General features: G+C 22.3%; 22 protein-coding genes, 4 tRNA genes and 1 pseudogene. 16 read left to right on the top strand and 11 right to left on the bottom strand.

Features of this window, described 5'->3' with window-relative positions:
- The first annotated feature begins 118 nt into the window (after window positions 1–118).
- On the top strand, window positions 119–664 hold the full coding sequence (locus AB4W60_RS02760) for a YfgM family protein (protein WP_367676149.1): 546 nt from the start codon (window positions 119–121) through the stop codon (window positions 662–664).
- A gap of 19 nt (window positions 665–683) precedes the next feature.
- On the top strand, window positions 684–1994 hold the full coding sequence (gene der / locus AB4W60_RS02755; protein WP_367676148.1) for a ribosome biogenesis GTPase Der: 1311 nt from the start codon (window positions 684–686) through the stop codon (window positions 1992–1994).
- Window positions 1995–2019: 25 nt separating this feature from the next.
- Here the strand turns inward: der and fdx are convergent, their stop codons facing one another.
- The 5 genes from fdx to AB4W60_RS02730 all read right to left on the bottom strand — a co-directional run bounded on the left by fdx (window position 2020) and on the right by AB4W60_RS02730 (window position 6478).
- Window positions 2020–2325 (bottom strand): ISC system 2Fe-2S type ferredoxin, encoded by a 306-nt coding sequence (fdx, locus tag AB4W60_RS02750; protein WP_343188639.1) that lies wholly within the window; start codon window positions 2323–2325, stop codon window positions 2020–2022.
- A gap of 17 nt (window positions 2326–2342) precedes the next feature.
- Entirely contained in the window at window positions 2343–4184 is a 1842-nt protein-coding gene (hscA, locus tag AB4W60_RS02745) for a Fe-S protein assembly chaperone HscA (RefSeq protein ID WP_367676147.1), read from the bottom strand.
- 24 nt (window positions 4185–4208) lie between these two features.
- Window positions 4209–4727 carry a Fe-S protein assembly co-chaperone HscB gene (gene hscB / locus AB4W60_RS02740; RefSeq protein WP_367676146.1) on the bottom strand — a complete coding sequence of 173 codons (519 nt, stop codon included), beginning with the start codon at window positions 4725–4727 and terminating at the stop codon, window positions 4209–4211.
- 94 nt (window positions 4728–4821) lie between these two features.
- Window positions 4822–5226: a Fe-S cluster assembly scaffold IscU gene (iscU, locus tag AB4W60_RS02735; protein ID WP_367676145.1), complete on the bottom strand. Its 405-nt coding sequence runs from the start codon at window positions 5224–5226 to the stop codon at window positions 4822–4824.
- Between the two features lie 37 nt (window positions 5227–5263).
- Complete coding sequence (locus AB4W60_RS02730; RefSeq protein WP_367676144.1) at window positions 5264–6478, bottom strand: IscS subfamily cysteine desulfurase; 1215 nt, start codon at window positions 6476–6478, stop codon at window positions 5264–5266.
- A gap of 174 nt (window positions 6479–6652) precedes the next feature.
- Between AB4W60_RS02730 and AB4W60_RS02725 the strand changes: the two genes are divergently transcribed.
- The 6 genes from AB4W60_RS02725 (at window position 6653) to rho (ending at window position 14227) form a co-directional block, all read left to right on the top strand.
- A tRNA-Trp gene (locus tag AB4W60_RS02725) sits at window positions 6653–6725 on the top strand.
- A 111-nt stretch (window positions 6726–6836) separates the two neighbouring features.
- Entirely contained in the window at window positions 6837–8705 is a 1869-nt protein-coding gene (ilvD, locus tag AB4W60_RS02720) for a dihydroxy-acid dehydratase (protein WP_367676143.1), read from the top strand.
- 32 nt (window positions 8706–8737) lie between these two features.
- On the top strand, window positions 8738–10198 hold the full coding sequence (gene ilvC / locus AB4W60_RS02715) for a ketol-acid reductoisomerase (RefSeq protein WP_367676142.1): 1461 nt from the start codon (window positions 8738–8740) through the stop codon (window positions 10196–10198).
- Between the two features lie 128 nt (window positions 10199–10326).
- Entirely contained in the window at window positions 10327–12345 is a 2019-nt protein-coding gene (locus AB4W60_RS02710; protein WP_367676141.1) for a UvrD-helicase domain-containing protein, read from the top strand.
- 73 nt (window positions 12346–12418) lie between these two features.
- Window positions 12419–12751 carry a thioredoxin TrxA gene (trxA, locus tag AB4W60_RS02705; RefSeq protein WP_367676140.1) on the top strand — a complete coding sequence of 111 codons (333 nt, stop codon included), beginning with the start codon at window positions 12419–12421 and terminating at the stop codon, window positions 12749–12751.
- 216 nt (window positions 12752–12967) lie between these two features.
- Window positions 12968–14227, top strand: coding sequence for a transcription termination factor Rho (gene rho / locus AB4W60_RS02700; protein WP_343188630.1), 1260 nt, complete (start codon window positions 12968–12970; stop codon window positions 14225–14227).
- Between the two features lie 102 nt (window positions 14228–14329).
- Here the strand turns inward: rho and AB4W60_RS02695 are convergent.
- Window positions 14330–14410 (bottom strand): annotated as a pseudogene (locus AB4W60_RS02695) (transcription termination factor Rho); the annotation flags it as partial.
- A gap of 86 nt (window positions 14411–14496) precedes the next feature.
- On the opposite strand from AB4W60_RS02695, the gene AB4W60_RS02690 reads away from it, so the two are divergent.
- The 3 genes from AB4W60_RS02690 (at window position 14497) to AB4W60_RS02680 (ending at window position 14855) form a co-directional block, all read left to right on the top strand.
- A tRNA-Arg gene (locus tag AB4W60_RS02690) sits at window positions 14497–14571 on the top strand.
- A 69-nt stretch (window positions 14572–14640) separates the two neighbouring features.
- Window positions 14641–14713, top strand: a tRNA-His gene (locus AB4W60_RS02685).
- Window positions 14714–14781: 68 nt separating this feature from the next.
- Window positions 14782–14855: transfer RNA gene (locus AB4W60_RS02680), tRNA-Pro, on the top strand.
- Between the two features lie 103 nt (window positions 14856–14958).
- Here AB4W60_RS02680 and cyaY read toward each other — a convergent pair.
- A complete protein-coding gene (gene cyaY, locus AB4W60_RS02675; protein WP_367676139.1) occupies window positions 14959–15276 on the bottom strand; it encodes an iron donor protein CyaY in 318 nt (105 codons plus the stop codon).
- 144 nt (window positions 15277–15420) lie between these two features.
- On the opposite strand from cyaY, the gene dapF reads away from it, so the two are divergent.
- The 4 genes from dapF (at window position 15421) to AB4W60_RS02655 (ending at window position 19786) form a co-directional block, all read left to right on the top strand.
- Complete coding sequence (gene dapF, locus AB4W60_RS02670) at window positions 15421–16278, top strand: diaminopimelate epimerase (RefSeq protein WP_367676138.1); 858 nt, start codon at window positions 15421–15423, stop codon at window positions 16276–16278.
- 92 nt (window positions 16279–16370) lie between these two features.
- Window positions 16371–17639, top strand: a complete 1269-nt coding sequence (locus tag AB4W60_RS02665; protein WP_367676137.1) for an MFS transporter — start codon at window positions 16371–16373, stop codon at window positions 17637–17639.
- 171 nt (window positions 17640–17810) lie between these two features.
- Window positions 17811–19298 (top strand): inorganic phosphate transporter, encoded by a 1488-nt coding sequence (locus AB4W60_RS02660; protein WP_343188626.1) that lies wholly within the window; start codon window positions 17811–17813, stop codon window positions 19296–19298.
- A 65-nt stretch (window positions 19299–19363) separates the two neighbouring features.
- Entirely contained in the window at window positions 19364–19786 is a 423-nt protein-coding gene (locus AB4W60_RS02655; RefSeq protein ID WP_367676136.1) for a universal stress protein, read from the top strand.
- A gap of 27 nt (window positions 19787–19813) precedes the next feature.
- Here the strand turns inward: AB4W60_RS02655 and AB4W60_RS02650 are convergent, their stop codons facing one another.
- Both AB4W60_RS02650 and coaD read right to left on the bottom strand, forming a co-directional pair.
- The gene (locus AB4W60_RS02650; protein WP_367676135.1) at window positions 19814–20557 is read right to left on the bottom strand and encodes a class I SAM-dependent methyltransferase; all 744 of its coding nucleotides are present in this window, start codon (window positions 20555–20557) and stop codon (window positions 19814–19816) included.
- A gap of 74 nt (window positions 20558–20631) precedes the next feature.
- Window positions 20632–21129, bottom strand: coding sequence for a pantetheine-phosphate adenylyltransferase (gene coaD, locus AB4W60_RS02645; protein WP_343188623.1), 498 nt, complete (start codon window positions 21127–21129; stop codon window positions 20632–20634).
- A gap of 114 nt (window positions 21130–21243) precedes the next feature.
- Between coaD and epmA the strand changes: the two genes are divergently transcribed.
- Window positions 21244–22221: an elongation factor P--(R)-beta-lysine ligase gene (epmA, locus tag AB4W60_RS02640; protein WP_367676335.1), complete on the top strand. Its 978-nt coding sequence runs from the start codon at window positions 21244–21246 to the stop codon at window positions 22219–22221.
- Window positions 22222–22231: 10 nt separating this feature from the next.
- Here epmA and AB4W60_RS02635 read toward each other — a convergent pair whose 3' ends face one another.
- Together AB4W60_RS02635 and hslU are read right to left on the bottom strand one after the other, a co-directional pair.
- Window positions 22232–22987 carry an FAD-binding oxidoreductase gene (locus tag AB4W60_RS02635; protein ID WP_343188622.1) on the bottom strand — a complete coding sequence of 252 codons (756 nt, stop codon included), beginning with the start codon at window positions 22985–22987 and terminating at the stop codon, window positions 22232–22234.
- 119 nt (window positions 22988–23106) lie between these two features.
- Window positions 23107–24438 carry an HslU--HslV peptidase ATPase subunit gene (gene hslU / locus AB4W60_RS02630; RefSeq protein ID WP_367676134.1) on the bottom strand — a complete coding sequence of 444 codons (1332 nt, stop codon included), beginning with the start codon at window positions 24436–24438 and terminating at the stop codon, window positions 23107–23109.
- Window positions 24439–24441: the final 3 nt, after the last annotated feature.

Genomic DNA, 24441 nt, shown 5'->3' with positions numbered 1-24441 from the left:
AAAGTTAATAACAATTATATAATTTTTAAATAAAAATTTAAAAAAAATAAATTAAAAAATTTAAAATATGTTACTATAAGTTTAATTAATAATAAATTTAATAAAAATTAATATAAAATTGAAAAATAAAAAATACATAATCATCACAATTATTATTGTATTAATAATTATATTTATTGGTTTTGTAAAAACTCAAAAAATAGGCAGCAATGAAAAATTAAAGAAAGAAAATATAGAAATCAAAAATCAAAAAGATAAAAATGAAAAAAATTTTTTAGAATATATGTTAAAAAGTAAAAACAGTGATATATCAATTCTAATAGTAAATAAAGTGCCAAAATATATTTCTGCTAACAATATAAAAATAGCTGAAGACTTATTAATTCATGCTTCAGAAATAACTACAGATGAAAATCTAAAAAACATAATAAATTTTAGATTAGCAAAAATACAAATAGAGGAAAAAAAGATAGATAAAGCTTTAATATCTTTAGAAAAAATAAAAAGCTTAGAATGGATAGGAATAAAAGAAAATCTCAAAGGAGATATATTTAAATTAAGAGATGAAATTGATAAATCAATAGAGTCATTTAAAAAAGTCATACAGTCTAATACCGAAATAAAATTAAAAGAGATAGCAAAAATAAAAATAAATGAAATATAATTTTGGAATATAATAAAATATGAAACCAATAATTGCTATTGTTGGAAAAACTAATGTAGGTAAATCAACTCTATTCAATCTACTTAATAAAACTGATAAATCAATAGTAGGAAATACTAGAGGCTTAACCAGAGATAGAAAATATGGAACTATAAAAATAAAAGAAAAAAGAATAATATTGATAGACACTATAGGAATAGATTTTTCTGATAAAAGATTTTTAAAAGAAACTAATAAACAACTAAATTTAGCAATAAAAGAATCAAATATAATAATGTTTGTTTTAGATGCAAGAACAAACATTACAGAAAAAGAAAAAACATTTCTTCAAAAACTACGTAAATTAAATAAAAATATATTTTTAATTATAAATAAAATAGATAAAATAAAAAAAGAAAATATTAATAATGAATTCTTTGATTTGGGCAATAGTAATATTTTTTTTATATCTTCAACTCAAAATAAAGGAATAGATAAAATATTTAAAAAAATAAAAAATTATAAATTTAAACAAGAAAATAAAAAGATAGAATTTAAAAAAGAAATTAAAGTAGCAATAATAGGTATTCCTAATGTTGGTAAATCAACATTAATAAATTGTATTATTAAAGATGAAAATAGATTAATACACTCAAAAATACCAGGAAGTACTGTAGATAACAATGAAATAAAATACTATACTAAAAATAATAAATATATATTAATAGATACAGCTGGAATAAAAAGAAAAAGCAAAATTAAAAACGAATTAGAAAAAAAATCAATAAAAAAAACGATTTACTCAATAAAAAAATCAAACTTATCAATTATCTTAATTGACGCTACAAAAGAAATAACAAAACAAGAAATTAAAATAATAAATTTAGTTTTAAGTTTAAATAAAGGACTAATTATACTAATTAATAAATGTGATAAAATTAAAGAAAAAGAAAAAGAAAAAATAAAAGAAAAATTAAAAAATAGAATTAATTTTTTAAAATTTATTAAAATATTATATATATCTGCAAAAGAGAATATAGGAATAAATAATATATTTAAATATATTAATAAAATATATGAATTAATTAATATGAAAATTTCTCCAAATAAAATAACTAAAATAATAAAAAAGGCAACAACAGAACACAAACCACCTATAAATAGTGGAAAAAAAACAAAATTAAAATTTGCGCACCAATCAATTTCAAATAGATCAATTATAATAATACATGGAAGAAATATAAAAAATTTAAATAATTCATATAAAAGATATTTAGAAAGTTATTTACAAAAAGAACTTGCAATATTTGGATTACAAATATTTTTAAAATTTAAGGAACAAAAAGACTAATATAAATTGAAAAAATAATCTTTATTTAAGGTATTTTTACTATAATATCATTATTATAAACTATAGCTTGACAACTTAAACGACTATTAACTTCTAATCCCCATGCTTTATCTAAAGCATCTTCCTCTTTTTCAGTAATAGAAGAAATATAATCTATTCCTTGTATAACAATACAATGACAAGTTGCGCAAGAACAAGATTTTTCGCAAGCATGTTCAATATTTACTCCGTTTTTTAAAGCAACATTTAATATAGATTCTCCTGATTTAGCATTAAAAGAACCTCCTTTAGGTAATAATATCTTATGAGGTAAAAAAGTAATTTTTGGCATATATTTTCTTATTATCCTTAAATTTTATCTTTAGAAAAATATGATTTAATAGAATTATTTAATCTTTGTTTAAAAAAACTATCACTTTTTTGTTCTAATTTAGACATAGAAAATTCTATATTATTTATATCTTTTTCTTCTAAAGATTTTTTTAGTAAATTTTTGAATTTTATTAAATCAGATAATTCTTTTTTATCCAATAAATTTGAATCTGAAGATAAAAAAGGATTTAAATTATTAATAATTTTTTCTGATTTTATTTTATAATCATTAATTAATTTATTATATAAGTCTGAAGGTAAATGTTTTTTGGAATCTTTAATAATTTTATCTACACTCAACTTATTTAAATGATCAAAAATATCAATTTTAATTTTATTTTTTAAATTCTTAGATTTTTCTTCAGCAGTTACAATTAACATGCAATTTACATCAATTGTAAAAGTTACAGATATTCTAACTTGACCAGCTGATTTTAAAGGCAAATTATTTAATGAAAACTTACCTAAAGAAAAACAATCTTTAACAAACTCTCTTTCTCCTTGAAGAATATTTATAAAAATAGATTTTTGATTATCATATAATGTTGTAAATTCTTGAGTTTTAGAAAAAGGAATATTAGTATTTTTATTAATAATTTTTTCAACAAAACCACCAACGGTTTCTATTCCCAATGATAAAGGAACAACATCTAATAGCAAAACTGATTCCTGTATATTTTTATTTCCAGATAAAATTTCTGCTTGAATACCTGCTCCCATTACAACAGATTTTTCTGGATTAATGTAATTTAATAAATTTTTATTAAAAAAATCGGAAACTAATTTAATAACTAAAGGTACATGAGTTGATCCTCCTACCATAATAATATCGTTTATGTCTTTAATAGATAAATTAGCTTCTTTAATAGTTTTGTCACAAATTAAAATAGTTTTATAAATAAGAGAATAAATTAATTCCTCAAACTCTTTTCTAGTAATAGTTCCTTTCCAATTTAAGAAATTTATTTTAGCAAAATAACTATGAGTCAATTGAAATTTAATATTAGAAGATAACTTAAGTAAATGATATTTCAAATGAGGATAATTAGTCACATTAATATTAGATTTTTTTATTATAAGATTAGCGATCTGTTCATCAAAATCATCTCCTCCTAATTTATTGTTACCCCCCGTAGACAAAACTTCAAAAACTCCATTTGAAATTCTAAGTATAGAAACATCAAAAGTACCTCCACCTAAATCGTAAACTAATATTATCTTGTGTTTTTTATTTTCTTTAAAACCATAAGCTAAAGCGGCTGCAGTTGGTTCATTTAATAGTCTTAAAACATTTAAATTAGCTAAATAAGCAGAATTCTTTACTTGCTGACGTTGTTTATTATTAAAATAAGCAGGAACAGTTATTACAACATCCTTTAATATTTTACCACAAAAATCTAAAAATCTATTTTTTAGAGATTTAAGTATATCTCCTAAAACTATTTCTGGAGTTACAAAACCATAATTGGTTTTTATTATAATTTTATTATATTTGTTTTTTTTAAAAATATAAGGGAAAAAGATTTTATTTTGATTTATATCAGACAAAGAGTACCCTAAAAGTCTCTTTGCAGAATTAATAGTATTAATTATATCATTAGATTTAAATTTGTTAACAGCATTCCATCCTACTATAGGTCTATCTCTTTTATAACATACTATAGAGGGTAGTAATAAATTACCATTTTGGTCTGGAATTATCTTAACTTTGTTATTTATTACAGTAGATATAGCAGAATATGTAGTTCCTAAATCTATTCCTGCTATTTTCTTAATCTTTTTATTAAAATTATTTAAAAAAAAAGTATTACAATTCATAAAATCCATAAAAATCCTTATAATTTATAAATTATTATTTTTTTCTTTAATTATTTCAGCTTTAGAAATTAAATTCTGTAAAAATTTAATTTTAATTAATATAGATTTAATAGATTTAAATTTTTTTAAATCAAACAAATAAATTAGCTTATTTAAATATTTATCTTTTTTTAAAACAATTTTATTTATGAAATTACTTAAAGCAAGATTATTTTCTTTTTCTTTTATTATAGTTTCTAATTTTTCAAATAATGAAATATTTTTTATTAAAAAACTTTTTTCTACATATAAATATGATTTTTTATCAACTATAAAATTATTTAAATATAATAAATGTTCAGCTCTATTTATAGGATCTTTAAGTATTTTATAACCTTTATTTATTATAATAATTTTATTATTCATTTTAGATAATAAATTTGTTGAACTATTAATTAATTTATCAGGATGAAATTTTTTTTGTAGTTCATAAAAATTTTTAATTAATAATTCTTCATTAATGTTAAATATTTGAGGTAAGCTAAATAAATTAAAATAATTCATAATAATATCTCATAAAAATATGTAGTTTTTATTAAGAAAACCTATTACTGGTAATAAATTTACCAGTAATTTTTAGAAATAATTTTAACAAAATTTAATTTTTTGAATTGTTTTTTTTATTTTTATAATCTTGTATTGCTGCTTTAATAGCGTCTTCAGCTAATATTGAACAATGAATTTTTACAGGAGGTAATTCTAATTCTTGAGCGATAGAGGTATTTTTTATTAATTGAGCTTCTTGTAAAGTTTTTCCTTTAACCCATTCGGTCATTAGTGAACTAGATGCTATTGCTGAACCACATCCATAAGTTTTAAATTTTGCATCTTCTATAATTCCTTTATCGTTTACTTTAATCTGTAATTTCATAACGTCTCCACAGGCAGGAGCTCCAACCATTCCACTACCAATTTTTGAATTATCATTATTTATATTTATATCAAAAGATCCAACATTACGTGGATTTTCATAGTGATCGATTACTTTTTTACTATATGACATAAATGTACCTAAAGTTATTAATGTAATTATTAATGTTTTATTTATGATCCCACTTTATGTTATCTAAATCAACTCCTGATTTAAACATTTCCCATAAAGGAGAAATTTCTCTTAATTTGTTAATTGATTTATGTATTATATTTATTGTATATTTTATTTCTTCTAAAGTATTAAATTTACTAAGAGAAAAGCGTATAGAACTATGAGCTAATTCATCTTTAACTCCAACTGCACTAAGAACATAAGAAGGTTCTAAACTAGCTGAAGTACATGCAGATCCAGAAGAAATAGCTATATCTTTTAATGCCATTATTAAAGATTCACCTTCTACATAATTAAAACTAACATTTAAAATATTAGGTGAACCATTTAATAAATCACTATTTAAATAAATTTCTTCTATATCTTTTATTCCTTCCCATAAAAAATCTCTTAATTTTTTAATTTTTCTTTGGGAAGATATCATATTTTTATTTGCGATACTAAAAGCATATCCCATTCCTACAATTTGATGTACTGGTAATGTACCAGATCTCATTCCTTTTTCATGTCCTCCTCCATGAATTTGACTTACAAGACGAATTCTTGGTCTACGTCTTATATATAAACCTCCTATACCTTTTGGTCCATGTATTTTATGAGAAGAAAAAGACATTAGATTTACATTTATATTATTGATATTTATTTTTATCTTACCTATGCTTTGAGTAGCATCTACATGAAAAAATATATTTCTTGATTTACAAATAGAGCCTATTTTTTTTATATTTTGCATAATTCCTGTTTCATTATTAATATGCATTATAGACACTAGTATTGTATTTTTTTTGATTGCTTCTTCAATTTTTATTAAATCAATAATTCCATTAGATTCAGGTTTTATATATGTAATATCAAATCCTTGTGTTTCAAGATATCTACAACTATCTAAAACTGATTTATGTTCAGTTTGACTTGTAATTATATGATTTCCTTTGTTTTTGTAAAAATAGGCGCAACCTTTTATAGCTAGGTTATTAGATTCTGTTGCACCTGAAGTGAATATAATTTCTCTTGAATCAGCTGATATTAACTTAGATATTTGATTCCTTGCTTTATCTACTGCTTCTTCTGCTTTCCATCCAAATATATGAGATCTCGAAGCTGCATTACCAAATTCTCCGTCTGAAGTTAGATATTTTAACATTTTATTTAAAACTTTTTTGTCTAGAGGTGTTGTTGAAGCGTTGTCTAAATAAATTGGAAATTTCATATTTTATTTCGCTTTTATATAAGTAAATTTAATTAAGTTTAACTCTATGAATCTATTAAAGCTTATTTTTTGTATAAAAATTATATTTTGATATAAATAAAAATCTTGAAATAATTATGAATTCATATTATTATTAAATTTAAAATTTACCATTCCTTTTTTTAAAATTTTAATAGGGGTGTAGTTCAAATGGTAGAGCATCGGTCTCCAAAACCGATTGTTGGGGGTTCAAATCCCTCCACCCCTGATAAAAAAACCAAAAATATCAAAAACATTTCAAAACATTTTTCAATTTTATAATAACTAAGTATTTTTAATTTTACAATGAGTAAAATTAATATGTTTAAGGATTTTTATTATGACTACTTACAGGTCTAAAACTACAACCCATGGAATGAAAATGTCTGGTGCTAGATCTTTATGGAAAGCTACTGGAATGATTGAATCAGATTTTGATAAACCTATTATTGCAGTAGTTAATTCATTTTCTGAATTCGTACCTGGTCATATACATTTAAGGAAAGTCTCTAAAATTATATCAGATCAGATTAATTCAAAAGGAGGAGTAGCAAAGGAATTTAATACAATAGCAATTGATGATGGAATAGCAATGGGTCATAGTGGTATGTTGTACTCTCTTCCTTCTCGTGAATTGATAGCAGATTCTGTAGAATATATGATCAATGCACACTGTGTTGATGCAATGATTTGCATATCAAACTGTGACAAAATTACTCCTGGTATGTTAATGGCTTCTTTAAGATTAAATATTCCTACAGTTTTTGTTTCTGGAGGTCCTATGGAAGCTGGAAAAATATCATTAAAAAACAAAGATATAAAAATTGATTTAGTAGATTCAATAGCTCAGGGAGTAAATGCAAAAATTAATAACAATTTAGCTAAAACAATAGAAGATTCTGCATGTCCTACCTGCGGTTCTTGTTCAGGAATGTTTACAGCAAATTCTATGAACTGCTTAATTGAAGTTTTAGGTTTAGCTTTACCTGGCAATGGAACAATATTAGCAACTCATACAGACAGAAAAAAACTATTTTTAGATTCTGCTTCTTTAATAGTAGAAATAACAAAAAATTACTATCTTAAAAACAATAAAGAATTGTTGCCTCTTAGTATTGCTACTAATTCTGCTTTTAGAAATGCTATGATAGTAGATATAGCTATGGGAGGATCTACAAATACAGTACTTCATTTATTAGCTGCAGCTAATGAAGCTAAAGTCAATTTTTCTATGAAAGATATCAATGAAATATCAAAAAAAATTCCTAATATTTGTAGATTATCTCCTAATACAAAAAAATATCATATAGAGGACTTGCATCGTGCTGGTGGTATAATTTCTATATTAGGTGAATTAGATAGAGGAAATTTAATAAATAGTAAAGTCAAAAACATAATGGGATCAACCTTAAAAATTTTAATTAATAAATATGATATAAAGATTACAGATAATGAAAAAATTAAAAAAATGTTTAGATCTGGTCCTGGCGGAATTAAAACTATAAAACCTTTTTCTCAAAGTTATAGATGGAAAAATTTAGATGAAGATAGAATTAATGGATGCATACGTTCGGTAGAATATGCATATAGTAGAGAAGGGGGAATATCAGTTTTATATGGCAATATAGCTAAGGATGGATGTATATTAAAAACAGCTGGTGTAGACAAAAAAAATTTTTTATTCAAAGGAAAAGCCAAAGTTTATGAAAGCCAAGAAGATGCAGTTGATGCAATTTTAAATGGTCTTATTAATAAAGGTGATGTTGTAGTAATAAGATATGAAGGACCTAAAGGAGGTCCTGGAATGCAGGAAATGCTTTATCCTACAACATATCTAAAATCTATGGGAATAGATAAACATTGCGCTCTTATAACAGATGGTAGATTTTCAGGAGGAACATCTGGATTATCTATAGGTCATATCTCTCCAGAAGCAGCAAATAAAGGTTTAATATCTTTAGTAAAAAATGGAGATATTATCGAAATAGATATTAAAAGTAAAAAAATTAATTTAAATATTAGTGATATTGAATTAAATGCTAGAAAGCAAATAGAAGAGTCTAGAGGTATATTTGCATATACTCCAATGAAAAATAGAAATAGAAAAATTTCTTTAGCGCTTAAAAATTATGCTATATTTGCTACTAGTGCTAGTGAAGGAGCTGTAAGAGATATAAAAAAAATTAACTATAATTATAATATTGATTAATATAATTTTTATTCAATTTAAAGGAGTAATTTGTGTCAAATTATTTTAATAAATTAAATTTTCGTGAAAAATTGATAGAACTTCAAAAATGCCGTTTAATTAAACAAAATGAATTTAAAAATGGTATTAATTTTTTAAAAGACAAAAAAATAGTTATTATAGGATGCGGTTCTCAAGGATTAAATCAGGGACTTAATATGCGTGAATCTGGTTTAAACGTTTCATTTGCTTTAAGAGATAAGTCTATATTAAATAAAAAAACATCATGGATAAATGCAACAAAAAATAAATTTGAGATAGGAAGTTACGTATCTTTAATACCTGAAGCTGATTTAGTAATAAATTTAACTCCTGATAAACAGCACAATAAAGTTATATCTGAAATACAAAAATTAATGAAATTTAATTCTATATTAGGTTATTCTCATGGTTTCAATATCATAGAAGAAGGACAAAAAATAAGAAAAGATATAACAGTTATAATGGTTGCTCCCAAATGTCCAGGAACAGAAGTTAGAGAAGAATATAAAAGAGGATTTGGAGTTCCAACTTTAATTGCAGTACATTCTGAAAATGATCCTAAATCTAATGGATTAAATGCTGCTAAATCTTGGGCTTTTTCTATAGGTTCTCATAGAGCTGGTGTTTTAGAATCTTCTTTTTCAGCAGAAGTTAAATCAGATCTCATGGGAGAACAAACAATACTTTGTGGTATGATGCAAACAGCAACTTTAGTTTGTTACGAAAAATTAATATCCCAAGGATACGACTCAGATTATGCATGTAAATTAATACAAAAAGGTTGTGAAATTATAACTGAATCATTGAAACATGGAGGTATAACATTAATGATGGATAGATTATCAAATTCTGCAAAAATTAATTCATTTTATATGAGTAACAAAATAAAAATCTTATTAGGTGGTTTATTTAAAAATCATATGGATGATATAATTTCAGGTGAATTTTCTAAAGAAATGATGAAAGATTGGGTTAATAAAGATACTAAACTAAAAAAATTACGTTTAAAAACAAAATCCACATCATTTGAAAATGCTCCTTATTATAAAGGTATTATTGAAGAACAAGAGTATTTTGATAAAAATATTTTACTAATCTCAATTATAAAAGCAGGAATAGAATTATCTTTTGAAACTATGATAAATTCTGGTATTCTTCCAGAATCTGCATACTATGAGTCTTTACATGAATTACCATTGATAGCAAATACTATTGCTCGTAAAAGACTTTATGAAATGAATTTAGTAATTTCTGATACAGCTGAATATGGAAATTATATTTTTACAGAAAAGGCATTTCCTATATTAAAAAAATTTGTTAATCAAATAGATGATAAATTTTTTACGAAATCAAAAATAGAAAATTCTAAATTAAATAAAATAAATAGTTTAATACGTAATCACCCTATAGAGACTATAGGAATTAAATTAAGAAGTTATATGAAAAATATGAAAAATATATACTTTCAATAAAATTAAGATAAAAAATCAAAAGATTTAAAATTTCTAAATAGATGTAAATTTAGTTATCTATTTAGAAATTAAAAAATTATCTTTAATTTCTAAATCTATTAACTTAAAATAAATTTTGAATATCATAAATGTTGCTTAATTTTAATCAAAAAAAAATTATTAATTTAATAAAAGGTCCTTGTCTTGTATTAGCTGGAGCTGGATCTGGTAAAACTAATGTTATTACTAATAAAATAAATCATTTAGTTAAAAATCATATTTATAAAAAAAATAAAATAGTTGCTATTACTTTTACAAATAAAGCTGCTAATGAAATGAAAAATAGATTAAATAGCATTATTGAAATTAGTGATTCAGAAAAAGTTATAATTTCTACTTTTCATTCACTTGGTTTATACATTATAAAATCTGAACTAAATTATTTAGATATAAAACCTAATTTTTCAATTTTAGATGAAAGTGATAAATTTAAATTATTAAAAGATTTGACTTCTAAATCATTAAATAAAGATAAAAATTTATTGATTGAACTTATTAAATTTATTTCAAAATGTAAAAATAATCTAATTAGTTATAACAATGTAAAACTAATCAATTTATCTAATTCAAATGTTTTATTTATAAAATTGTATAAAATTTATGATAGATATCTAAAATGTTCTAATATTTTAGATTTTGATGATCTGATTTTTTTACCAACTATACTTTTTAAAAAAAATAAATTAATTAGAGAAAAATGGAGAAATAATATTGACTATTTATTAATTGACGAGTATCAAGATACTAATTCTATTCAATATGAAATGATCAAAATGATTATTAATAAACAAGCTAATTTTACCTTTGTTGGTGATGATGATCAATCTATATATTCATGGAGAGGAGCAAGATCTCAAAATTTTCAGATATTAATAAAAGATTTTCCTCAAACTAAAATAATTAAAATGGAACAAAATTATAGATCTTCTAAGATAATTTTAAATGCTGCTAATATTTTAATTTCAAATAATCATCATATATTTTCAAAAAAATTATTTTCTAATTTAGATAATGGATCTAAAATTAGAATAACAATTTCAAATAATGAAGAATTAGAAGCTAGTTCAATTGCAAAAATAATAACTAAAAATATATCAAAATATCAAACTAACTATAGAGATTACGCTATTCTCTATAGAAATAATTATCAATCAAAAATAATAGAAAAAAAATTAATCGAACAAAATCTACCTTATCAAATCTATGGCAACAATTCTTTATTTGAAAGTTCAGAAATTAAAGATATTATATCTTATATGAAATTAGTAAATAATTTTAATGACGATGTTTCTTTTTTAAGGATAATTAATAGACCAAAAAGAAACATAGGAATGATGACAATAAAAAAACTATCAGACTGTGCTCGTATAAGTAATATAAGTTTATTTAAATCTAGTTTTCACATTAATTTTATAAAAAAAAACAAAAAAAATATTTTAGATTATTTAAATAAGTTTACTTTTTTTATTAATAAAGTTTATTTAAAATTTAAAGATAATCCTGTTTTTGCTTTTAAATATTTAATAAAAAAAATTAACTATGAAAATTGGTTAAAAAAAAATGTAAAAGATATGAAAAAATTAAATAATATTATTAGTAATTTATGTTTTTTTTATAAATATGTTTTGGACATGCTTTCAGGTAAATTCACAAATAAACCTTTAAATTTAGATGATGTTATAACAAATATTTCTTTAAAAGATATTAAAAATGAAAATATAAAATATTCAGAAAAAAATAATAAAGTTAATTTAATGACTTTACATTCTTCTAAAGGATTAGAGTTTCCTTTTGTTATAATTTCAGGATTAGAAGAAGGAATATTACCTCATACAAACAATTATATTAATAACATAGAAGAAGAACGTAGATTATTTTATGTAGGTATTACTAGAGCTCAGAAAAAATTATTTTTTACATTATCTAATCAAAGATTTTATCGTGGTATTAATATTAATACTCAATATAGCAGATTTTTGTTTGAGTTACCTCAAAGTGATTTATTATGGAATAATATTAATTTAATTAAAAAGCAAGAAAAAATTAAACAAGATAGTAGTTCTTATATATTTAGATTAAAAAAAATAATAAAAAATATTAATAATTAAAATAATTATTTATAAATTATTATAATATAATTTGTTATTTATTTTAAATAGAAATTTTAAACTGGAGATAATCATGTATAATTATGAAATAATAGAATTAACAGACAGTAATTTTGAATCTAAAATTATTAAAAATAAAGGATATTTTCTTGTAGATTTTTGGGCTAGTTGGTGTAATCCTTGCAAGATTTTATCTCCTATTTTAGAAGATATATCTTTAGAATACAAAAATAAAATAATTGTAGCAAAATTAAATGTTGAACATAATACAAAAATTCCTGCTAAATATTCAATTAAAGGTATACCTACTTTATTATTATTTAGCGATGGTTTAGTTAAAGCAACTAAAGTTGGAGCTGTATCCAAAATTCAATTAAAAGAATTTTTAGATTCTAATTTAAGTTAGTATTTTTTAAAAATAATTTTATTTTTAAATTAACTAATTAATTTAAAATTTAACTATAATTCAATTTTTAATTTTAATAATTTATTAAATTAAATATTTATTATTATCCATAATAAACAATTTTATTTATTATATATTTATATAAATTAATTTTTCTACTTTTTTATTATTTAACAAAATAAATATTTATCAAAAGTTTAATAAGAACCCACCATTATGAATCTTACCGAACTTAAAAATACTCCTGTTTCTGAATTAATTATACTTGGCAATAAAATGGGTCTAGAAAATTTAGCACGTATGCGTAAACAAGATATTATTTTTTCTATTTTAAAACAACATTCAAAAAGCGGTGAAGATATATTTGGAGACGGTGTATTAGAAATTTTACAAGATGGATTTGGTTTTCTTCGTTCTTCAGATAGTTCTTATCTTGCTGGTCCAGATGATATATACGTTTCACCTAGTCAAATAAGAAGATTTAATTTAAGGACAGGTGATACAATAGCTGGTAAAATACGTCCTCCAAAAGAAGGAGAAAGATATTTTGCCTTACTTAAAGTAAATAAAGTTAATTATGATAAACCTGAAAATGCACGCAGTAAAATTTTATTTGAGAATTTAACACCTTTGCATGCAAATTGTAGATTAAGAATGGAAAGAGGTAATGGTTCTACTGAAGATTTAACTGCAAGAGTTTTAGATTTAGCTTCTCCCATAGGTAGAGGTCAAAGAGGATTAATAGTTGCTCCTCCCAAAGCTGGTAAAACGATTTTATTACAAAATATTGCTCAAAGCATAGCTTATAATCATTCTGATTGTGTTCTTATGGTTCTCTTAATAGATGAAAGACCTGAAGAAGTTACTGAAATGCAAAGGTTAGTAAAAGGAGAAGTTGTTGCTTCTACTTTTGATGAACCTGCTTCTAGACATGTTCAGGTAGCTGAAATGGTTATCGAAAAAGCTAAGAGATTAGTTGAACATAAGAAAGATGTAATTATTTTGCTTGATTCTATTACTAGACTTGCTAGAGCTTATAATACTGTTGTACCTGCTTCTGGTAAAGTTTTGACAGGAGGAGTAGATGCCAATGCTTTACACAGACCTAAACGTTTTTTTGGTGCTGCTCGTAATGTTGAAGAAGGAGGTAGTTTAACTATAATAGCTACTGCTTTAATTGATACTGGTTCTAAGATGGATGAGGTGATTTATGAGGAGTTTAAAGGTACAGGTAATATGGAATTACCTTTATCTAGGAAAATAGCTGAAAAGAGAGTTTTTCCTGCTATTGATTATAATAGATCTGGTACCCGTAAAGAGGAATTACTAACTTCTCATGAAGAATTACAAAAAATGTGGATTTTAAGGAAAATTATTCATCCCATGACTGAAATAGATGCTATGGAATTTCTCATTAATAAATTAGCCATGACAAAAACTAATAATGAATTTTTTGATATGATGAAAAGATCGTAAAATATATTTACTAATTATTAGCTAAGTTTATAAATAATAAAATCACCTGAATTCAGGTGATTTTATTATTTATAAACTTAGCTAATAATTAGTAAATATATTTTACGATCTTTTCATCATATCAAAAAATTCATTATTAGTTTTTGTCATGGCTAATTTATTAATGAGAAATTCCATTAAATTTTTAATATAAAATATATACTTTTAAATAAAAATAGAGTAGAATTAATAATTCTTATACTTAAAAATAAGATTAATTTTTGATATAAGCGTCTGTAGCTTAAAAGGGATAGAGCATTGTCTTCCGAAGGCAAAGGTAACAGGTTCAAATCCTGTCAGACGCATAAATAAAATAAAAATATCATATTTTATTCATAAAAATTACATCAGATAATATATCTTATAAAATAACGGTGGTTATAGCTCAGTAGGTAGAGCTCTGGATTGTGGTTCCAGTGGTCATGGGTTCAAATCCCATTAACCACCCAAATTTTTATATTCTTTAAAAAATGTATTAATTTGTAAAAATTAACAAATAGTTTATATTTATACATCGGCGAATAGCGCAGCTTGGTAGCGCAACTGGTTTGGGACCAGTAGGTCAGAGGTTCAAATCCTCTTTCGCCGAAAAAATTTAAAATGTTTAAATTATTTAAAATAATAAAATAAAAATATTATTTAAAAAATATTAAATTATGCTTATATAAAATTATAATGATTAAATTAAAGAATTAAAATATTATTTTATAACCTGATTGACTAGAACAAGAAATTTCTAATATCTTCCAAAAATTTAATCCCGTACGATTACATATCCAACATTTATTTAAATAATTGAAATGATAGCCATTAATCTGAGTAGCTAACCAGATTTGTTTTAAAAATTTTTGTCTATTAATAATAATTTTACTGTTATTTTTAAAACTTATATACATCACATCATTGTTAATTTCACATTCAATATCTATTTTATTATTATACTCATCTATTTTATTTTCTATAGAAAGCATTAAACTATTAGTAATATTATAAAATTCTAAATCGTTCATATTATCTCTTGCTGTTTTTATATTATTAAATTACTTAATAATTAAAATTTAATTTAAAATTTAAAATTATATTTTAATATTATATTCTTTGTATTAATATACTAAATAAGTAAAAATTTATATAAATAATTTTTAGAGACTGTTATGGATTATATTTTAAATAAAAAAGTTTTTTTTTCTAAAATGCATGGATTAGGAAATGATTTTGTGATTATTAATAATATTAATCAAAATATCAAAATGTCTAAAATTAAAATTAAAAATTTATCTGATAGAAATAAAGGAATAGGTTTTGATCAATTATTATTAATAGAAAAATCATTTAACAAAGATATTGACTTCAATTATAGAATTTTTAATTCTAATGGAGAGGAAGTATCACAATGTGGTAATGGAGCTAGATGCATTGCAAAATTTATCTATTCAAATAGATTAACTAATAAAAAAAATATAATAGTAAGTACAAAAAATAGAATTTTACATTTAAAAATCAAAAATAATAAAAAAATATTAGTAAATATGGGTAAACCTGATTTTAATCCAGAATCTTTACCTTTCATAATAAGAAAAAATAAAAAAGAATATTGTATAAAAATAAAAACAAAAAATATAAAATTTGGTATTGTATCTTTAGGTAACCCTCATTGTGTTATATTAGTACCTGACGTTTTAACAACTAATATTGAAGAAATAGGTCCTATAATTGAAAATCATTCACAATTTCCAAATAAAGTTAATGTAAATTTTATGGAAATAATAAATAAAAAATATATAAAGTTAAGGGTTTATGAGAGAGATGTTGGAGAAACTAAAGCATGTGGTAGTGGTGCATGTGCTTCTGTTGCTGTAGGTATAAACCAAAATTTATTGGATCAAAAAGTTACAGTTGAACTTCCTGGCGGTAAATTAAAAATATTTTTAGATAAAAATAATGAGTGTATATATATGTCAGGACCTGCTACACATATTTTTGATGGATATTTTATTAATAAAAATTTTTAGAGTAAAAATTTTAAAGTTAATTCTAAATTTATATAAGCTTAATAAATTTATATAATAACATTTAAAAATATACATTCATGGAAAAAATATTAATGAACAATATACAAAAAAAAATAAATTTATTTAAATCTTCCGAAAAAATTATTAAAAATAATATAAAAAATGAAATTAATAAAATAAAATATATAAAAAGAGGGACAAAAAAATTCAATGAAGTATTATTAGCATTATTTTCAGGTGGGTTAGCTACTTTTGCTATTTTATATTGTGTACAACCAATGTTACCAGTATTTTCAATAAATTTTAATTTAACTCCTGCTCAAAGTAGCTTATCATTATCATCTGCAACCGCAATGATGGCTATAGGAATGTTGATAACTGGTCCTTTATCAGATTTTATTGGTAGAAAAATATTAATGTCTTTTTCTTTAATTTCAGCTTCTATATTTACAATTTTTTGTAGTCAAATGACTAGTTGGAATGAAATTATATTAATGAGATCATTAACTGGATTATCATTAAGCGGAGTTGCTGCTGTAGCTATGACTTATTTAAGCGAAGAAATCCATCCAAGTATTTTATCTTTTTCGATAGGTTTATATATTAGTGGTAATGCAATAGGGGGATTTTCTGGAAGATTAATTGCTGGCATTTTATCTACTAAATTTTCATGGAGTATTGCTTTATTAATTATAGGTTCAATTTCCTTTATTTCATCTTTATTTTTTTTATGGTTATTACCTAATTCTAAAAATTTTAAGTCTATTACTTTAAATTCTCATACATTAATATCAAATTTTTTTGTTCATTTAAATGATAAATATTTATCTAAATTATTTATTATGGGATTTATTTTAATGGGTAGTTTTGTAACTTTATTTAATTATATTGGATATAGGTTAACTTCTTATCCTTTTTCATTAAATCAGTCAATGATAGGACTATTATCTGTAGTATATTTAACTGGAACTTATAGTTCTCCTAAAGCAGGGATATTAACTAACAAATATCATAGAAGTAACGTTCTTATAGGATCTCTATTCCTTATGATTTCTGGTTTAATAGTTACTGAATTTAACAATTTAATAATTATTATACCTGGACTAATGTTATTTTCTGCAGGATTTTTTGCTGCACATTCTGTTTCTAGTAGTTGGATAGGTCATAGAGTAAAAATAGCTAAAGGACAAGCTTCTTCTTTATATCTTTTTTTTTATTATTTAGGTTCTAGTATCTTTGGAACTTTTGGTGGTATTTTCTGGTTTACTTGGCATTGGTTAGGTATATCTATTTTTATTATTTTTATGTTGTCTATTGGAATTTTGTTAGCTCACAAATTAAAATTATCTTCTAATGATTAAAAAATAAATAAAATTCAAACTTAAATAATTTTTATTACCTTGCTAAAATATTTATATATTAAGCATATAGAAATTTTATTTAATAAAATTTATTTTTTTGTTTTTTACAAAAAATATTTTGTAACAGATGATAAATAAGTTGAGTTCATATTTTAAAATGGCTTAAATCTTATGATATATTTGTTTAAATGTATAGATTTATATAACGACTTAATATTTATTATAGCATTTTTATTTGTATTATTTTATGAAGCAATTAATGGATTTCATGATACAGCAAATGCTGTAGCTATAGTAATTTATACAAAAACAATGAAATCTAATATAGCTGTAATTATGTCTGGAATATTTAATTTCTTAGGAGTATTATTAGGAGGTCTGAGTGTAGCATATACTATTGTACATTTATTTCCTATAAATTTATTAATTGAAATTTATTCAATCAATGGTTTAGTTATTATTTTTTCTATATTATCTTCAGCAATAACATGGAATCTTTTTACATGGTATTTTTGTTTACCTTCATCAAGTTCTCATGCATTAATTGGTTCTATAATCGGAATTAGCATAACTGATACCTTTATTAGAAAATCTTCATTATTACATGCTATGAACTTGAATCAAATATTTAATGTATTATCTTCTTTAATATTTTCTCCAATAGTTGGTTTATTAATATCAATAATTTTTATTATATTACTTAATTATTTTATAAAAAATAAATTAAATATTATATATTCTACCCCCTATAAAAATAAAAAAGAAAAAAATAAAGCACCGTTACCTTTAATAGCTAAAATAGCTCTTATAATTTCATCTATAGGAGTTAGTTACTCTCATGGTGCAAATGATGGTCAAAAAGGTATAGGATTAATTATGCTTGTATTGATAGGAATATCTCCATCATTTTTTTTAGTTGATTTAAATCTAAAAAATTATGACATAATTAAAATGCAAACAACAATAAAAAAATTAAAAAAATATTATTTAAAAAATGAAAGAATATTTATATCTCAAAAAAAAATTCTTAAACCTTTAATTACAAATATTAAAAAAGAAAAAGACAAAAACACAATTAAAAATTGTTATTTAATATCATATATTTTTAATGATGTTCATGACTTAGTTAAAAAATCATCAAATTATAAAAAATTAAATTTAAATCAAAAGAAAAAATTAAGAATGTTTTTATTATGTATTACAGATTTGAATGAACATATTTATAGATTGTCTAATATTAGTTTAGAAGATAGACATTTTTTAATGATATCTAATAAAAATTTATTAAAAACAGTAGAATACGCTCCTACATGGATTATATTATCAATAGCATTTTCTTTATCTATTGGAACTATGATAGGTTGGAAAAGAATATCTAATACAATCAGTACAAGAATAGGTAAAAAAAATATGACATATGCTCAGGCTATTGCTTCTCAAATGACTGCTGCAATTTCTATAGGAGTAGCTAGTTATACAGGAATACCAGTTTCTACAACACACATATTATCTTCTTCTGTAGCTGGAACTATGATAGCAGATAAAATTGGTATTCAATTTATCATGGTTAAAAATATTATACTTGCTTGGATATTTACTTTACCTATTTCTATGTTTTTATCTAGTTTATTTTATTTATTAGTTTTAAATTTTATATAAATAAAAATTATTTATTTTAATATATGTATTATTTATAATATATAATTTTTTAAGGATATAATAAAATGTCTTATAAACATATTTTAGTAGCTATAGATCTTTCTCCTGAGAGTAAAATTTTAATTTCTAAAGCTATTTTAATAGCTAAACTTAATAAAGCTAAAATTTCTTTAATTCATGTAAATATTAATTATTCTGATTTATATACTGGTCTCATAGATGTAAATATAAGTAATATAGAAAAAAAAAATCAAAAAGAATTTATTTATAACGAACTCATTAGATTTATTAAAGAATCAAACTTTAAATTTAATAAAATTATAAATTCTAATGGAGATTTAGTGAAATCTTTAATAAAATCTATAAAAATACACAAAATAGATTTAGTAATTTTTGGACATCATCAAGACTTTTGGAGTAAATTTATTTCTTATGTACGTCAATTTATTAACTCTGTTCCTATAGATATGTTAATTGTACCTTTATGATTAATGTAAATAATTCATATTATAAAACTACTTTTTTCTATTAAAATAAATATCAAATCTATAATTACCTGTTTTAATAAATGATGATGTTTTTATGTTATTTAATGGAGAAGCATAAAGAGGTCTTTTTACAACTACTCTTGTACTTGCTAAAGATATTGCATATTTTAATAATGTATCAGCATCTTTATCTTCTCCTACTATTTTTTTTAGTAATTCTATTTCTTTTTTACTTTTAGATTTTTTTTTATTATTAATAGGAAACATAGGATCTAAATATATTACATCTGGTTTTTTTTTTATTTTTTTAAATATTTCAAAACTAGATTGATATATTAATCTCAATCTTTTTTTTGTCCATCCTAAAGTTGTTGTATTTGAATAAGTTCTATCTAAAGCATTTCTTAATAAAAGATATATTATAGGATTTCTTTCTATCATGATAACTTTACATCCTAAATAAGATAATATAAATGAATCATTTCCTAATCCTGCTGTTGCATCTATTATTTTAGGAAAGTATTTATTTTTTATACCTACTGATTTTGCTATTAATTCATTTTTTATGTTAGCTAAATTGCATCTATAATTCATTTTTTTTGAATTAAAGTCTATAAAAAATATACTAGAATGTTTATTTTTATATCTTATATATATAAAATCTGATTTTATAATTAATTCCATATTGGATTTGTATATATTCGAAATGTTTAGTTTTTTTACTAAATTATAGTATCTGTTATTAAATGGTTTTGTAAAAATAATTTTCATATTTAATATAAAATTACAATATATTGATTATATTATTTATATAATAAAAATAAATAGATTTTTTATATATTATATTAATTAATATTTTTTGTTAATTTTATTTTTTTTTTCATTGCTTGATGTACGCATAAAGGAACAAATTTTTTTAAATTACCTTTATAAGCAGCTATTTCTTTTACTAAAGATGAGGATAAAAAAGATAAATTTTTAGATGAAAATAGAAATATCACTTCTATATCTTTATTCATTAATTTATTGAATTTTTCAAAATCATATTCTTTATTAAAATCATTAGTATTTCTTATACCTCTAATTAATATATTTGATTTATTTTTTATCGCAAAGTTTATTATTAAATCATTAAAAATTAACACCTTAATATTTTTGTTTTTTTTAATTGATTTTTTTATTAATATTATCCTTTCAGAAGCTTTAAACATTAATTTTTTTTTAGGATTTTTTATTACTGCAATTATTACTTTATGAAATATTTTTGATATTCTATTTATAATGTCTATATGACCATATGTAATAGGATCAAAAGTTCCTGGATAAATTGCTAATTTATTCATATATACCTTTAAAATTTTTATTTTTTAAAAACAATATCAATTTTACTAATTTTTTAATATTCATGATATAATATAGAATATATGATACTTTTCATTAAAACTTTATTTCAAAATATGAATAAAAATAAATGGAAATCTAAAATAACTATTGATAATTTATTTAAAAAAGCATTAATTATAAAAAAAATAAGAAATTTTTTCAGTTCTATAAATGTTTTAGAAGTAGATACTCCTATACTTAGTCATTTTTCTTCTAATGATATATATTTAGAATCGTTTAATACTACATATAAATCCTCAAATAATATTTCTATAAAAAACTTATTTTTGATTACTAGTCCTGAATATCATATGAAAAGGTTACTTGCATGTGGTAGTGGTCCTATATATCAAATATGCCATAGTTTTAGGAATGGAGAATATGGTGATAATCACAATCCTGAGTTTTCTATGTTGGAATGGTATCATCCTAATTACAATATGCATGATTTGATATATGAAGTCAAAAAATTTATAAAAAAAATTATAAATTTTAAAAAAATTGATTTTATTTCTTATAAAAAAATTTTTTTAAGATATTTAAACATAAATCCTTTAACTATTAAGAAAAATACACTATATAAAATTATTTTAAATCAAAATTTACAACATTTAATACATAAAAATTATAATAAAAGTGATTTATTAGAAATATTATTTACAGTATCTATTCAACCATATTTATCTGAATTTGAGTTACTATTTATTTATTTTTTTCCTAAAGAACAGGCTTTACTAGCTAAAATAAATGATGAAGATTCAAGAGTAGCTGATCGTTTTGAAGTTTTTTTTAAAGGAATAGAATTAGCAAATGGTTTTTGTGAATTAACTAATCATAATGAACAAAAAAAGCGCTTTAAATTAAATAATGATAGAAGAACTAAATTAGGATTACCAAAACATAAAATAGATTATTTATTTTTAAAAGCTTTATCTAGTAAAAATATGCCTTTTTGTTCTGGTGTTGCTTTAGGATTGGATAGACTAATGATGATATATTTTAATTGCACAAAAATTCAAGATATTATCACTTTTCCTTTTGATAGATGTTGAATTTTTTTATTTACCAATAATGTTCGCTAGTAATATGTCCTTTTAATTTTCTTAGATTTTTTCTCATATTTTTATTTTCTACTAGAAATTTTCTAGTATCATGTACCATTCCAGGATTTCCGCATAACATAATATGACTATTTTCTTTTTCTATATAATTTCCAACCTTATCTTCTATAAAACCTTCTGTAATAAGACGAGGAATATGTCCATGCAAAATATCTGGTTTTTTTTCTCTACTTAATATAAATTCAACATGTAATTTATTTTTATATTTTGTTTTTAGTTTATTAATAAGATTCAAATAACTAATATCTTTAAAATAACTTACTGCATATATTAATATAATTTTATTAAATTTATTTAGTTCTTTTCCTCCATACTGTAATATTGATAAATATGGTCCAATACCTGTACCTGTTGCAATCATCCACAATAAATTACTTGAAGGTATTTGATTCAATGTAAAAAATCCTGCAGATTCTTTAGATATTAAAATTTCATCATCGCAATTCATATTAATTAATTTTCTTGTAAATTTTCCATTAGGAATAGATACAATATAAAATTCCAAATTTTTACTATTAGGTGAGTTGACATATGAATATGCTCTTTGAATTTTATCTTTGCTTTTTTTGTTTTTTATACAAAGTTTTGTAAATTGACCAGCTATAAAAGGATTTATGTTAGCTCTCAATATGATACTAAATAATTTATTATTCCATTGATTTAATTTTATAATATTAGCTTTTACCCAATTAGTCATATTTTTGTACCTATTTTTTATATATATTTTATATATAAAAATTTTTTATTTTAATGGTATATCTTAAGATTTATTCCTGTGATTTGCAATAATTAATTCACAGGAATTTATCATATATCCTATAAAATGAATTTACTTACGTCTTCATCAGATACTAATTTATCTAAATGTTTACTTACATAACCAGAATCTATTACTACATTTTTATTTACTAGTTCATTTGCGTTAAATGATATGTTTTCCATTAGCTTCTCTAAAATTGTGTATAATCTTCTTGCTCCTATATTTTCCATATTTTCATTAACTTTCCATGCAGATTCAGCTATTTTTTTTATTCCATCTTCTGTAAAATTAATTTTTACTCCCTCTGTTGCTATTAATGCTTTATATTGAACTGTAATAGAAGCATTTGGTTCAGTCAAAATTCTTTCAAAATCGTTTACAGTTAATGCTTCTAATTCAACTCTTATAGGTAATCTTCCTTGTAATTCAGGAATTAAATCAGAAGGCGTACATATTTGAAAAGCACCTGATGCAATGAATAATATATGATCTGTTTTAACTAATCCATGTTTAGTTGATACTGTACAACCTTCAACAAGAGGCAATAAATCTCTTTGAACTCCTTCTCTTGATACATCAGTAGAATTGGAATAATTTCTTTTACAAATTTTATCTATTTCATCAATAAAAACTATACCATTTTGTTCTACTGAATTTATCGCTGCTCTTTTAAGTTCTTCTGGATTAACAAGTTTAATTGCTTCTTCTTCGATTAATATTTTCATAGCATCTTTAATTTTTAATTTTCTTATTGTTTTTTTATTACCTCCTAAATTTTGGAATAGAGATTGTAATTGACTTGTCATTTCTTCCATTCCTGGAGGAGCCATAATTTCTACTCCTATAGGTACAGCAGAAACATTTATTTCAATATCTTTATTATCAAGTTTACCTTCTCTCAATTTTTTTCTAAAAGATTGAATTGTTGCTTTAGGTTCTTTAATTTTATCTGATTTACCCCAATCATTTTTTGGAGTAGGAATTAATACATCTAATATCCTATCTTCAGCTCTTTCTGTTACAGAGTTTTTGTTTTTTTCGATAATTTGAACTCTAACAATCTTAATTGCTACATCTGTTAAATCTCTAATGATAGAATCTACTTCTTTACCTACATATCCTACTTCTGTAAACTTAGTTGCTTCTACTTTTATAAAAGGAGCATTAGCTAATTTAGCTAATCTTCTTGCTATTTCTGTTTTTCCTACACCAGTAGGTCCTATCATTAAAATATTTTTAGGAGTTATTTCATTTCTTAAATTTTCTTCTAATTGCATTCTTCTCCATCTATTTCTTAATGCAATTGCCACTGCTTTTTTTGCTTTTTCTTGACCTATAATAAATTTATTAAGTTCTATGACAATTTCTCCAGGAGTCATTTCAGACATTTT

It is taken from the genome of Buchnera aphidicola (Neophyllaphis podocarpi), from assembly GCF_964059055.1.
Classification (GTDB): domain Bacteria; phylum Pseudomonadota; class Gammaproteobacteria; order Enterobacterales; family Enterobacteriaceae; genus Buchnera_M; species Buchnera_M aphidicola_A.
The sequence above is the reverse complement of the archived record's forward strand: the minus strand, read 5'-3'. Positions and strand labels throughout refer to the sequence as shown.

Bases quoted from the DNA above. Each gene is read 5' to 3' on its own strand.
- AB4W60_RS02710 (WP_367676141.1), top strand. From the start codon at position 10,327: ATGTTGCTTAATTTTAATCAAAAAAAAATTATTAATTTAATAAAAGGT.
- AB4W60_RS02635 (WP_343188622.1), bottom strand. From the start codon at position 22,987: ATGACTAATTGGGTAAAAGCTAATATTATAAAATTAAATCAATGGAAT.
- fdx (WP_343188639.1), bottom strand. From the start codon at position 2,325: ATGCCAAAAATTACTTTTTTACCTCATAAGATATTATTACCTAAAGGA.
- dapF (WP_367676138.1), top strand. From the start codon at position 15,421: ATGGATTATATTTTAAATAAAAAAGTTTTTTTTTCTAAAATGCATGGA.
- AB4W60_RS02665 (WP_367676137.1), top strand. From the start codon at position 16,371: ATGAACAATATACAAAAAAAAATAAATTTATTTAAATCTTCCGAAAAA.
- der (WP_367676148.1), top strand. From the start codon at position 684: ATGAAACCAATAATTGCTATTGTTGGAAAAACTAATGTAGGTAAATCA.
- rho (WP_343188630.1), top strand. From the start codon at position 12,968: ATGAATCTTACCGAACTTAAAAATACTCCTGTTTCTGAATTAATTATA.
- AB4W60_RS02660 (WP_343188626.1), top strand. From the start codon at position 17,811: ATGATATATTTGTTTAAATGTATAGATTTATATAACGACTTAATATTT.
- iscU (WP_367676145.1), bottom strand. From the start codon at position 5,226: ATGTCATATAGTAAAAAAGTAATCGATCACTATGAAAATCCACGTAAT.
- ilvD (WP_367676143.1), top strand. From the start codon at position 6,837: ATGACTACTTACAGGTCTAAAACTACAACCCATGGAATGAAAATGTCT.
- AB4W60_RS02655 (WP_367676136.1), top strand. From the start codon at position 19,364: ATGTCTTATAAACATATTTTAGTAGCTATAGATCTTTCTCCTGAGAGT.
- coaD (WP_343188623.1), bottom strand. From the start codon at position 21,129: ATGAATAAATTAGCAATTTATCCAGGAACTTTTGATCCTATTACATAT.
- AB4W60_RS02730 (WP_367676144.1), bottom strand. From the start codon at position 6,478: ATGAAATTTCCAATTTATTTAGACAACGCTTCAACAACACCTCTAGAC.
- hslU (WP_367676134.1), bottom strand. From the start codon at position 24,438: ATGTCTGAAATGACTCCTGGAGAAATTGTCATAGAACTTAATAAATTT.
- AB4W60_RS02650 (WP_367676135.1), bottom strand. From the start codon at position 20,557: ATGAAAATTATTTTTACAAAACCATTTAATAACAGATACTATAATTTA.
- epmA (WP_367676335.1), top strand. From the start codon at position 21,244: ATGAATAAAAATAAATGGAAATCTAAAATAACTATTGATAATTTATTT.
- hscA (WP_367676147.1), bottom strand. From the start codon at position 4,184: ATGAATTGTAATACTTTTTTTTTAAATAATTTTAATAAAAAGATTAAG.
- hscB (WP_367676146.1), bottom strand. From the start codon at position 4,727: ATGAATTATTTTAATTTATTTAGCTTACCTCAAATATTTAACATTAAT.
- trxA (WP_367676140.1), top strand. From the start codon at position 12,419: ATGTATAATTATGAAATAATAGAATTAACAGACAGTAATTTTGAATCT.
- cyaY (WP_367676139.1), bottom strand. From the start codon at position 15,276: ATGAACGATTTAGAATTTTATAATATTACTAATAGTTTAATGCTTTCT.